Source organism: Anaerobacterium chartisolvens, from assembly GCF_003337415.1.
Lineage (GTDB): Bacteria > Bacillota > Clostridia > Acetivibrionales > DSM-27016 > Anaerobacterium > Anaerobacterium chartisolvens.
In genome coordinates, this window is the sequence record NZ_QPJT01000002.1 from 112,328 (window position 1) to 124,078 (window position 11,751).

Sequence of the window (11,751 nt, forward strand, 5' to 3'; positions counted from 1 at the left end):
AATATATTTTATTTTAAAAATGCACCCCAAAGGTTAGATGCAAAAATCTAATATTTGGAGGTGCATTTTTAAATTCAGCCCTTCTTTTCGCATTTTGATTTTATCCATTCGATTAAAAGACAAACAAAAAAGCATATGGCATAGGAAATAGCCAAATACAGCAATGCCTGCTGCAATACAGGGGGATATGTACTGTTATAAAGCTGGGGAAGGAAGATACGAGGTAAAACCACAAAGCCGATTGTTACACCTATACTAACTCCTATTGCAGTTCTTAAAGCTCTTTTAAGCATAATATTTAACCTTTCCGAATTGATGATTTGTGTAATGTAATAGCCTTTGCAGCTATAATAACATTTTTTCTTGCAGGAATAAAGGCAATCTTTCGCTTGACAAATGGTGCTCTATAAATTAGAATAGGGTGTAAAGTAAAAATACTTTACAGGCTTTGGGTGCTTTTTATGGATGATATTTATAGAACCTCTATGCTTTTGGACTTTTACGGGCAGCTTTTGACTGAGAGGCAGTATGAAATTCTCGATTTGCACTGCAATAACGACTATTCCCTTGGGGAGATTGCGCAGCAGCTCAACATAAGCAGACAGGGAGTATTTGACAATGTAAAGAGGGCAAAGACGGCACTTGACGGGCTTGAAGATAAGCTGGGTCTGGTAAAAAAATTCGCGGAGCAAAAAAAAGAGGCGGAAGAGATTCTGCTCTGCTTGGGAAAAATAGACAAAGAGGTATTGGATCAGCAAAACAGAAGGATTTTTGACACTATTGAAGATAAAATAAAGGTGATTATCTCCAACAGCTAGCCGGATACCGATTGATGGTGTTGGATTATACGGAGGTTTTTAATATGGCTGTATTTGAAGGCTTGTCCGAGAAGCTTCAGGAGACTATGAAAAAGCTCCGGGGCAAGGGTCGGGTGACTGAAAAAGATGTAAAGGAAATGATGCGGGAGATAAAGCTTGCTCTTCTTGAGGCCGATGTGAATTTTAAGGTGGTAAAGGACTTTATAGCAAAGGTTTCGGAAAGGGCTGTGGGGCAGGATGTGCTGGAAAGCCTCACTCCGGGGCAGCAGGTTATAAAAATTGTAAACGATGAGCTGATAGATTTGATGGGGAGGGAGCAGAGCAAGGTATCCTTTTCTTCAAGGCCCCCCACGGTGTTTATGATGGTAGGGCTTCAGGGCTCGGGTAAGACAACAACCTCCGGGAAGCTGGCAAACCTTATGCGAAAGCAGGGCAAAAATCCTCTTCTTGTCGCATGTGACGTATACAGGCCCGCAGCCATAAAGCAGCTTCAGGTTGTGGGAAACCAGCTTGGAATACCTGTTTTTTCAATGGGCGACAGCTTAAGCCCCGTTGATATTGCAAAAGCTTCAATAGAACATGCCGCTTCAAAGCAGCATGATCTGGTAATAATAGATACTGCGGGACGCCTTCATATAGACGAGGGGCTTATGGATGAGCTGCTTAACATAAAAAATTCCGTTAAGCCTCATGAAATTCTTTTGGTAGTAGACTCAATGACAGGACAGGATGCCGTAAACGTTGCCGACAGCTTCAATAAGAAGCTTGGGGTGGACGGAATGGTGCTTACCAAGCTTGACGGTGATACAAGAGGCGGTGCCGCCATTTCTACAAAGGCGGTAACGGGAAAGCCGATAAAGTTTGTAGGTATGGGAGAAAAGCTCAGTGATCTCGAGCCCTTTTTCCCTGACAGGATGGTTTCTAGAATACTGGGAATGGGCGATGTATTAAGCCTGATTGAAAAGGCGCAGGATGCTTTTGACGAGAAAAAGGCCATAGAAATGGAAAAGAAAATGCGTACAATGCAGTTTACCTTTGACGATTTTCTTGAGCAAATGCAGCAGGTAAAAAAGATGGGCCCTTTAAGTCAGGTATTGAACATGATTCCGGGTATGAATGCCAAGGCTTTGCAGGGAGTTGACATAGACGGAGAGGAAAAGAATCTTGCCAGAACCGAGGCCATAATAAAATCCATGACCAGACAGGAGAGAAATGATTCCTCAATTATTAACGGCAGCAGAAGAAAAAGGATTGCCGCCGGGAGCGGGACATCTGTTCAGGAAGTGAACAAGCTGCTTAAGAGCTTTGAGGAAATGAAGAAAATGTTTAAAATGATGAGCGACATGAATAAGCATGGAAAAAAGAAGCTTGGGAAATTCAATTTTCCGATAGGATAAAATATGGTAGCCGGTTTGGATAACAGAGACTTAAAGCTTGTGCTATCCCTCCGCTATTAATATAAAATTAATAATTCGGGCGTTTATAATTGTCAATTTACAAATTGTAAGCTGTCCATGAGAACTAAGAAAGGGGTGAAAACAATGGCAGTTAAAATAAGATTGAAAAGAATCGGAGCTAAAAAGGCGCCTTTTTACAGAGTGGTTGTTGCCGACTCCCGGTATCCGAGAGACGGAAGATTCATAGAGGAAATAGGTACTTATAATCCCATAGCTAACCCTTCCGTCATCAACATAGACGGAGAGAAAGCCTCTACATGGCTTAAAAATGGAGCGCAGCCTACAGATACTGTAAAATCTTTACTTAAGAAGGTCGGAGTGATACAATAAAATGATAAATTTTATAAGTACACTGATTGACGGGAGGTAATTAATTATGAAAGAACTTCTCGAAGCTATTGCGAAAGCATTGGTTGATTATCCTGACGAGGTATCGGTAAATGAGGTTGAAGGCGAGAGATCCCTTATCCTTGAATTAAAGGTTTCAAAAGAGGACATGGGAAAGGTTATAGGAAAGCAGGGCAGAATTGCCAAGGCAATCAGAACGGTGGTAAAAGCTGCGGCAATAAAGGACGACAAAAGAGTGGTTGTAGAAATAATGCAATAATGCTTAACAATTCGTTGTTCTAAAGGGGGCACTCCTAAAGTGTCCCCGAATAATTTAACTATATAGGACGCGATAAAGATTTTACAAACATAGAGGATATAATTGCTTGCAGAAATTTTTAATAGCTTATATCCTCCATGTAAAATCTTTATCGCTACATATATAGTTGCAGCCGGGCAGGTGGAATGGATGCATGAATATTTGCAGGTAGGAAAGATCTGCAACACGCATGGTGTAAGGGGAGAGGTTAAGGTAATACCCTTGACTGATAATCCCGAGAGATTTAAAGACTTAAAAAGTATTTTTATTGAAACAGAGGGGACTAACAAGCAATATGACATTGACAGTGTCAGGTATTCAAAAAATCTCGTTCTGTTAAAGCTGAAGAATATTGACAGCATAGACGATGCGCAAAGACTTAAAGATACGTATATTGTCATTGACAGGGAAAATGCCGTAAAGCTTCCCCCCCAGAGCTACTATATCTGTGATCTTATAGGCTGTGGTGTTTATGATGAAGAGGGAAAAAAGCTAGGCATTTTAAGTAACGTATTAAAAACGGGGAGCAATGATGTATACATTGTAAGGGACGAAAACAACAAGGAGCTTCTCATACCTGCCTTAAAAAGCGTGGTCAAGAGAGTTTCTATAGAAGATAGAATTATAGAGGTAGAGCTGCCCGACGGCTTGTAGGGAACGCCCCCCGTGGCGTTCCGTTTGCGGCATTCCGTTTGCGGCGTTCCGCCCCAACTGATGCCATAATCAACAAAGAGTGCAAGGGGTTTTAAAACGCCTTTCGGCATATTGAGAGGATTTTCTAATGAGATTTGATGTGCTTACGCTTTTTCCGGGTATATTTTCCGCCGTCATGGGTGAGAGCATAATAGGGCGGGCAAGGGAAAGCGGCATAATACAAGTAAACGCAATAAACATAAGGGATTTTTCAAAGGACAAGCACAAAAAAACCGACGATTATCCTTACGGCGGCGGTAATGGTATGGTAATGACATCACAGCCCATTTATGATGCTTACAGACATGTCATCGGTGATCTTCCCTACAGGCCCAGGGTGATATACTTAAGCCCGCAGGGAGCCTGCTTTAATCAGAGCAGGGCCGAGGAGCTAAAGCGTGAGGAACACCTGATTCTCCTTTGCGGCCACTATGAGGGAATAGATGAGAGGATAATAGAGGAGATAGTGGATGAGGAAATTTCAATAGGCGACTATGTCCTGACAGGCGGAGAGCTTGCCGCAATGGTTATGATCGACTGCATAAGCAGGCTTGTACCGGGGGTGCTTTCAAACGAGGCCTCCTGTGTCGAGGAGTCCCACTGCAACGGATTGCTTGAGTACCCTCAATATACAAGGCCATATGAGTTTAACGGAAAGACTGTGCCGGACGTTCTTATGTCGGGGCACCACGCCAACATTGAAAATTGGAGGCGGAAGCAGTCCATAGAGAGAACGCGCACAAAGCGTCCCGATTTATACCGCAAATTTATGGATTCCAATTCATAGCTTTTTAGGCGGTCTGTAATTTTGGTAAAGACGGAAAAAGTTATTTACATCTATAGGTATTTATGATATAATACTCTGCGTGTGTATTACGGACGGTCCTCTGTACTGTATATATCGAGTGCAAGAACGTTCAGGAAAGAGAGGAGGAATATAAATGGATATAATAAGGGCTATAGAACAGGAACAGATTAGAACTGATATGCCAAAGCTGGAAATCGGTGATTATGTTAAGGTTCACATAAAGGTCAAAGAGGGAACGAGGGAAAGACTTCAGATTTTTGAAGGCACTGTAATAGCTATTAAGGGTTCGGGTCTGAAAGAGACCTTTACTGTAAGAAGAATTTCTTACGGCGTAGGTGTTGAAAGAATTCTGCCGGTGCATTCTCCTAAAATCGGACATATTGAGGTTATAAGAAAAGGTAAGGTAAGGAGAGCCAAGCTGTACTACCTGCGTGACAGAGTGGGCAAGGCTGCAAAGGTCAAGGAAAAGCTGGATGTTAAATCAAAACAATAACATATATAACAAAAGGGACAATATTAGTGTCCCTTTTGTTATATAAATATAAAGATAGGTAGTTGATATTATGGATTTGAATGAACCTGTGGCAAGCGGAAAAAGGGATAAAAGGAGCGGTCTTAGGGAAGTAATGGAGTGGGTGCAGGCAATACTTATTGCCGTTGTCCTTGCGTTTTTAATAAGGGGCTTTATTTTTGAGCAGGCTATGGTGGAGGGAAGCTCTATGGATAATACTCTTCACAATAATCAGAGGCTCATAATATACAAGCTCGGTTATTATTTCAGTCCGCCTGAAAGACGCGACATAATCATTCTTGAGTATAAGCAGGGCATGTTTAAGTATCTGCCCTTCCCCGATCCTGATGAAGTAGATTACATAAAGAGGGTTATAGCAATTCCGGGGGATGTAGTGGATATAAACGGCGACGGGTACGTATACGTCAACGGCGAAAGGCTGAAGGAGCCTTATGTGAAGGGAGTCACGGCTCCTAACGGAATGGTTTTTCCCATAACGATACCTGAGAAAAAGGTATTTGTTCTGGGAGATAACAGGGAATACAGCAGCGACAGCAGGCAAATCGGACTGATAGACTTTGACAGGATAAGGGGAAAGGCTGTTTACAGGATATTTCCCTTTAAGGATTGGGGAACTTTATACGATAATTTGAAGTAAGGGCCGAGAAAGAAAAATGGAGGAAGATAATGAATATACAATGGTTTCCGGGACATATGGCAAAGACAAGAAGGCTTGTTTCGGAAAATCTGAAGCTGATAGACGTAGTTATAGAGCTGCTGGATGCCCGGATTCCCGTAAGCAGCAAGAACCCCGAGATAGATGAATTGATTAAGGGCAAGCCACGGCTCATTGCGCTCAACAAGTCTGATCTTGCCGATCAGGCAGTGTCGTCGGAGTGGAGCAAATGGTATGGCTTAAATGGCTATACCAATATTTTTATTGATTCAGTAAAGGGCAGGGGAATAAATGAGCTGAAGTCAAGACTGCGTGAAATTATGCGGGAAAAGATAGAGAGGGAGAAGCAAAAGGGACGCATTTCCCGCCCAATCAGGACCATGGTTGTAGGGATACCAAATGTAGGAAAGTCCTCCTTTATAAACAGGATCGCAGGAAAGGCCAGTGCCGCAACCGGTGACAGGCCGGGAGTTACGCGCGGAAAGCAGTGGATAAGGATTAATGAGCAAATAGAGCTTTTAGACACCCCGGGCATTTTATGGCCTAAGTTTGAGGACAAAAGGGTGGGCATGAATTTGGCTTTTACAGGTGCCATTAAGGATGATATAATTGATACTATAGAGCTTGCGGCTTCTCTGCTTGAAAGGCTTGCCCAAGTATACCCGGAAAACCTTAAGGGCAGGTTTAAGCTGGAGCCGTTGGAGGATAAGACGGGGCTTGAGCTTCTGGAAATGGCAGGGAGAAGAAGAGGCTGCATTATATCGGGGGGACAAATAGACTTTTCGAGGATATCCGCTATTGTACTGGATGAATTCAGGGGAGGAAGGATTGGAAGCATCAGTCTGGAAACGCCTGGGGAAATTATAAAACAGGGGATATAGGCATGTCTGATAAATTTACAGTTAAGTATGTTGAAGAGAAGATAAGGCATATGACGCCTGATGATGCCGTGCAATACATAGAAGACTTGCGCCAAAACGGGAACATGAGGCTTGAAAAGCTTTTAATAAAATATCTGAGAAAAAAAGAGGCCCATGAAAAAGAGCTTGACAGACTTAGAAAAATGCGGGCTTATGAAGATGAAGCGGCAAGCAGGGGCTTTAAGCTGGTGGCAGGCATTGACGAGGCGGGAAGAGGCCCTCTGGCAGGCCCTGTTGTGGCGGCTGCCGTGATACTGCCGGAAAATGCGATGATAGAGGGCATAAACGATTCCAAGCAGGTTTCGGCTGCTAAGAGAGACGCTTTGTTTGATATAATTAAAGAAAAGGCTGTTTGCTATGGAATAGGTATTGCCGACGAGAAATGCATTGACGAAATTAACATTTTAAACGCCACAAAAAAGGCAATGGGGCTTGCTGTGGAGGCACTTAAGCCCGCTCCCGATTTTCTCCTTATAGATGCGGTGGAGCTTAAGGCTGACGGCATGGGGATGAGGGCCCTTATAAAGGGAGATTGCCTGAGCATGTCGATTGCGGCGGCATCTATTCTTGCAAAGGTTACAAGAGACAGGATTATAGACGGAATGGACAGGGATTATCCCCAGTACGGCTTTTCAAAGCATAAGGGATACGGCACGCGCGAGCATATAGAGGCTATAAAAAAATTCGGAATTTGTCCGATACATAGAATAAGCTTCACAAAGAATTTTGTGGGCTGATATATATGTAAAAGCTTTATTGTATATGCTTTAAAAAAGCTTTTGCCTAAAGGGGAGTTAGTTATGAGGGTAGATACATTAGTACAAGGCCACGGTATAAATGCGGCGGTTCTTTCCAAAATACTTGAACGCTTAAATACAGGCGATATCGTCAGGGCCCAGATACTGGACATGACCTCTAGTGACCTTTTGCTTAAGCTTTTTGACGGTTCTGAAATATCTGCCTCAGTGGCAGGCGGAAGCGAGAATATCGACGCAAAGCCGGGAGAATTTATCGAGCTTGCCGTTAAAGGCAAAAATGACAACCAGCTTATACTGGAGCAGCTAAAAAACGGCGAGACGGTGAAAGCAGACCAGACCGCCGGGCTTAAGGCTGTCATTAAAGATCTTGGACTTCCTGCCAGCGCCAGAAATATGGAGATAGCAAAAGAAATACAGTCCAACAATCTTAGCCTCAACAAGGAAACCTTTGAAAAAATAACCGATGCACTTATGCGGTTTAAGGATGTCAATGCCGCTAAGGCAGCATTCCTGATAGCAAATAAGCTGGGGATAGAGGAAAAGAACATTAACGCTTTAAAGCAGCTCACCGATTTACAGGTTAAGATATCCGGCAGTGTAAGAGAGCTGCTTGTGCAAATAGACAATATTAAGGATGACAATATAATAAAGGATATTGCAGACCGGCTGATTAGCTTAGACAAGCAGGGGATTCACGCGGCGGTACAGGCAAAAAATGCCTCTGCCAAGGCTTCCAACGCCGACTTGCTTATGAATGCCCTTAACCTCGGGCTTGAGAGGGAAGCGCCTCAGACGGGCAAAGGCCAGGGGCCGAGCAGCGAGGCGTTAATAAAGCTTATGGATAAGGTAAAGGCGGCAGTCGGGCAGAGCCGGAATGTAAACCAAAGTGTGCTGGAAAAAACAATAAGCAGTCTTGATAAGCTTATGGAAGGCACTCGCGGGGCGGAGGCTTCAACGCTTGAAAGGGCAGGCGTGCTGAAGGACAGCCTTGTGTCGGTGCTTAACGCCTTGAGGAAAGCCGGAGCGCAGAATAAAGAGCTTCAAGGCCATGCCGGTGATAAGACCGGAGGTGGTATTAAGCCGGATGAGGGGAGAGAAATTATAAGACAGTCCTTTGAAAGGCTGGCTGTAAAAATTGAACCCGATGGGCTTAAGGGAGAGATAAATGTAAAAAAGCTGTACAGGGAGCTGCTTGCAAAGCTGGATGTGCTTAAAGATGCTGCGGGGCTTTCAGGGCTTATGCAAAAAAATGAAATAGCAAGCCGCATAGACAATATTGAAAACAATATAAGGTTTATGAACCAGCTCAACAACTGCACAACATACATACAGATACCCGTGAGTATGCCGGGAGGTACTGCTACGGGAGAGCTGTACGTGCTTAAAAGGGATCCTAAAAGGAAGCGCATTGATCCTGACAACGTTACAATGCTTGTGTCTCTGAACACTGAGAATATAGGCAAAATAGACTCGCTTATAGGCGTAAATAAAAAAAATATTACGCTGAGTGTAAGGGCAAGTGACGAAAGGGTAATCGACTTTATAAAGGGCTACCATAAGGATTTATATGAGAGGCTCTGCGAAAAGGGCTTTAAGCTGGTAGACTTCAAGGTGCGTAAAACAGAGGAGGACCCGCATCTTATGAATGCCGAAAGGGTGGCGGGACGCGAATTGGAATTAAACAAAGGGTCTATAGATTTTAGACTGTGAATTTGTTGCAAGCTTTTATTTTTTAAAGCAGGGCTGAATGCATAGAGGGGTTAGAATGAGCACTGAAAAAATGAGCCGTGATAAGGCAAAAAGGCCCAAACAGGTTGCCGCCTTAAAATATGTCCCCGAAGAGGATCAATCGCCCAGGATTGTGGCTCTGGGCAGTGGAGAAATAGCCGAGAGGATACTGGAAAAGGCAAAAGAAAATAATGTCCCTGTCTATGAGAATGCCGGGCTTGCGGAGACGCTTAACACCTTAAGCTTAGGTGACGAGATACCTGCGGAGCTGTATGAGGTCATCGCGGAAATACTTGTGTTCGTAAGCACAATAGACAGAGGGTACGGAGATAAATATGGAAAGTATAAATAGGTGCGGCCTTGGCAGGATGGGGGAGGAAATAGCCGCCGATTACCTCGGCAGGAATAACTACAGTATACTTGACAGAAACTACAGGGCAGGCAAGCTGGGTGAGCTGGACATAATAGCGAGGGAGTCGGGCTACATTTGCTTTATAGAGGTTAAGACGAGAAGAAACACTCTTTTCGGAATGCCATCCGAGGCTGTCGGTTTTAAAAAGAGGAATAACATAAGAAGACTTGCATATGTATATTTGAAGAGTCATAATCTTATGGACTGTGATGTGAGGTTTGATGTTGTAGAGGTATTAATTCAAGCCTCGGGTAACAGCATAAATATTATAAAAAACGCATTCTGACGGGGGCAAGGCCGGTATGATATTTGTGGATGCACACTGTGACACCGTAACAAGAATAATGGATACGGGCGAGGAGCTTTTTAAAAACACATGCCATATTGATATTGAAAGAATGTCTTGGTACGCCAAACACCTGCAATTCTTTGCCGCCTTTGTGTCGCCTGAATTCGGGCAGGCCTACGCAATGAGAAGGGCTGTTCAAATTATAGACAAATACTATGAGCAAATTAATATAAATAAGAGCTATATAACCCCATGCTTGAATTATGGGGATATTGAGGCTGCGTTTGCACAAGGCAAGGCCGCCGCGCTGCTTTCGATAGAGGGAGGAGACGCGCTGCAGGGTGAGCTGTCGGCCCTGAGAATGTTTTACAGGCTTGGGGTGAGAAGCATATGCCTTACCTGGAACCACAGGAATGAGATTGCCGACGGGGTGGCTGACGAGGACTCGGGTGGAGGGCTTACGCCCTTCGGAAGAAGAGTAGTCGGCGAAATGAACAGCTTGGGTATGCTGGTAGATTTGTCTCACATATCTGAAAAGGGATTCTGGGATGTGATGGATATAACGCAGTCTCCCGTTATAGTATCCCACTCCAATGCAAGGGGGATATGCCGGCACAGGCGAAACCTCCGGGATGATCAGATTTTAGAGGTGAAGCGTAACGGAGGGGTTATGGGTATAAACCTTTATCCCGTATTTCTCAATGATTCCGGCAGTGCAGGTATGGCTGACATAATAAGACATATAGAGCATATTGCATCACTGGCGGGAGAGGACAGCATAGGAATAGGCGCGGACTTTGACGGCATAGAGCTTGTGCCGGACGGGATAGACGGGATACAGGATATGATAAAAGTATTTAACGAGCTTGCCCGCTTAAATTACACGCAGCAAAGCATAGAAAAGCTTGCAGGAGCCAACTTCATGAGGGTGATACAGCAGGTTTTAGGGTAAAGGAAATAGGTTCCCCTCTTTTTTCTTCTGCCTCCGATATGGATTATTATACACTATGATTCAATTGAATTAGTTTGTCCCATAATGTATAATAATTCAAATTAAACTAATAATATGGAGGTATATAAGACTTATGAATGATTCTAGGCTGGCCAATGAGGTCCTTTTATCCTGGCAAAGATGCATGGCTAAAAATCTCTCCACCGAAAATATCCCAAAGGATATGAAACAACGTACAGAAAGCCTTGATGCAAAAAACCAAGCATTGGTGTCGGTGTTTGAGAGAGTAACCGATGACATTAAAAACTGTTTTAAGAATCAAAAAATTTTTCGCACTGCTTGATTCTACCGGGGTTGTACTAAGAAAAAAAGGAAGCAAGAGGCTTTTAGAGTACTCGGACAGCTCATCTATCCATATAGGAGTATGTCTTGACGAGTCTGCTTCCGGCACCAATTCCATAGCACTGGCAATGAGGCTTAAAAGCAGTATTTACACCCTTCCGCACCAGCACTATTGCCTTTTCTTAAAGAAATGGCATATATTCTCGGAGCTTCTGATAATTGATAAAAATACCGAGGGATATCTTTCTTTGTTCTCTACAGAGCATTTAACAAATGAATTTATTTTAATAACAAAATTACTTGCCTATAAAATTTCAAATGAAACTAAAAATATGAAAAAAAACTATGCCATTGCAATTAACGGCGGCATTGGTCTTACCCCCAGACAGCTCGGTGTTTTAAAAATGATTGCAAGAGGTGATACAGATATGCTGGTTGCATTAAAAATGGGGATAAATGTTGGAACTATCAGATATCACAAAACCAATATATTCAGAAAATTAAAAGTGGAAAGTGCCTTACAGGCAGTGGTTACAGCACTTAAGCTCAGACTTATATCCTTAAATGATATTGATGCTTAGAATAAGAATATATTTGAATATAAAATAACAGGCATACTGGAGCATGATCCAGTATGCCTGTTATTTTATATTAACTGTACATTAATGCAGTAGATGTTTAAATTCTCTTACATTATACTTATAAACAACATAATAATTCAAATATTTACAAATAAAAGTA

At 43.0% G+C, this 11,751-nt stretch carries 17 protein-coding genes; 16 read left to right on the top strand and 1 reads right to left on the bottom strand.

All coding sequences use genetic code 11. From position 1 onward, the window contains the following. Positions 1-74: 74 nt before the first annotated feature. The gene (locus DFR58_RS02100) at positions 75-293 is read right to left on the bottom strand and encodes a hypothetical protein (protein ID WP_114296154.1); all 219 of its coding nucleotides are present in this window, start codon (positions 291-293) and stop codon (positions 75-77) included. 168 nt (positions 294-461) lie between these two features. On the opposite strand from DFR58_RS02100, the gene ylxM reads away from it, so the two are divergent. The 16 genes from ylxM to DFR58_RS02180 all read left to right on the top strand — a co-directional run bounded on the left by ylxM (position 462) and on the right by DFR58_RS02180 (position 11,591). Next, complete coding sequence (gene ylxM, locus DFR58_RS02105; RefSeq protein ID WP_114296155.1) at positions 462-818, top strand: YlxM family DNA-binding protein; 357 nt, start codon at positions 462-464, stop codon at positions 816-818. Between the two features lie 44 nt (positions 819-862). Further along, positions 863-2,215 (top strand): signal recognition particle protein, encoded by a 1,353-nt coding sequence (gene ffh / locus DFR58_RS02110; protein WP_114296156.1) that lies wholly within the window; start codon positions 863-865, stop codon positions 2,213-2,215. 144 nt (positions 2,216-2,359) lie between these two features. Then, a complete protein-coding gene (rpsP, locus tag DFR58_RS02115; RefSeq protein WP_114296157.1) occupies positions 2,360-2,605 on the top strand; it encodes a 30S ribosomal protein S16 in 246 nt (81 codons plus the stop codon). A gap of 46 nt (positions 2,606-2,651) precedes the next feature. Next, entirely contained in the window at positions 2,652-2,882 is a 231-nt protein-coding gene (locus DFR58_RS02120; protein ID WP_114296158.1) for a KH domain-containing protein, read from the top strand. 189 nt (positions 2,883-3,071) lie between these two features. Further along, on the top strand, positions 3,072-3,575 hold the full coding sequence (gene rimM, locus DFR58_RS02125; RefSeq protein WP_114296329.1) for a ribosome maturation factor RimM: 504 nt from the start codon (positions 3,072-3,074) through the stop codon (positions 3,573-3,575). Between the two features lie 127 nt (positions 3,576-3,702). Further along, on the top strand, positions 3,703-4,401 hold the full coding sequence (gene trmD / locus DFR58_RS02130; protein WP_114296159.1) for a tRNA (guanosine(37)-N1)-methyltransferase TrmD: 699 nt from the start codon (positions 3,703-3,705) through the stop codon (positions 4,399-4,401). Between the two features lie 154 nt (positions 4,402-4,555). Beyond that, a complete protein-coding gene (rplS, locus tag DFR58_RS02135; protein WP_114296160.1) occupies positions 4,556-4,915 on the top strand; it encodes a 50S ribosomal protein L19 in 360 nt (119 codons plus the stop codon). Positions 4,916-4,985: 70 nt separating this feature from the next. Then, on the top strand, positions 4,986-5,591 hold the full coding sequence (lepB, locus tag DFR58_RS02140) for a signal peptidase I (protein ID WP_114296161.1): 606 nt from the start codon (positions 4,986-4,988) through the stop codon (positions 5,589-5,591). Positions 5,592-5,620: 29 nt separating this feature from the next. Further along, positions 5,621-6,490: a ribosome biogenesis GTPase YlqF gene (gene ylqF, locus DFR58_RS02145; RefSeq protein WP_114296162.1), complete on the top strand. Its 870-nt coding sequence runs from the start codon at positions 5,621-5,623 to the stop codon at positions 6,488-6,490. 2 nt (positions 6,491-6,492) lie between these two features. Continuing rightward, positions 6,493-7,266 (top strand): ribonuclease HII, encoded by a 774-nt coding sequence (locus DFR58_RS02150; RefSeq protein WP_114296163.1) that lies wholly within the window; start codon positions 6,493-6,495, stop codon positions 7,264-7,266. Positions 7,267-7,329: 63 nt separating this feature from the next. Next, positions 7,330-8,997 (top strand): flagellar hook-length control protein FliK, encoded by a 1,668-nt coding sequence (locus tag DFR58_RS02155; protein WP_114296164.1) that lies wholly within the window; start codon positions 7,330-7,332, stop codon positions 8,995-8,997. A 55-nt stretch (positions 8,998-9,052) separates the two neighbouring features. Further along, positions 9,053-9,367 (top strand): EscU/YscU/HrcU family type III secretion system export apparatus switch protein, encoded by a 315-nt coding sequence (locus tag DFR58_RS02160; protein WP_242987357.1) that lies wholly within the window; start codon positions 9,053-9,055, stop codon positions 9,365-9,367. Continuing rightward, positions 9,351-9,713, top strand: coding sequence for a YraN family protein (locus tag DFR58_RS02165; protein WP_114296165.1), 363 nt, complete (start codon positions 9,351-9,353; stop codon positions 9,711-9,713). The genes DFR58_RS02160 and DFR58_RS02165 overlap by 17 nt, the downstream gene beginning before the upstream one ends. Positions 9,714-9,729: 16 nt before the next feature. Beyond that, a complete protein-coding gene (locus tag DFR58_RS02170; RefSeq protein ID WP_114296166.1) occupies positions 9,730-10,668 on the top strand; it encodes a dipeptidase in 939 nt (312 codons plus the stop codon). A 133-nt stretch (positions 10,669-10,801) separates the two neighbouring features. Next, positions 10,802-11,011, top strand: a complete 210-nt coding sequence (locus tag DFR58_RS02175) for a hypothetical protein (RefSeq protein WP_114296167.1) — start codon at positions 10,802-10,804, stop codon at positions 11,009-11,011. Next, positions 10,962-11,591 (top strand): helix-turn-helix domain-containing protein, encoded by a 630-nt coding sequence (locus DFR58_RS02180; RefSeq protein WP_114296168.1) that lies wholly within the window; start codon positions 10,962-10,964, stop codon positions 11,589-11,591. Before DFR58_RS02175 ends, DFR58_RS02180 begins: the two co-directional genes overlap by 50 nt. The last annotated feature ends 160 nt before the right edge of the window (positions 11,592-11,751 follow it).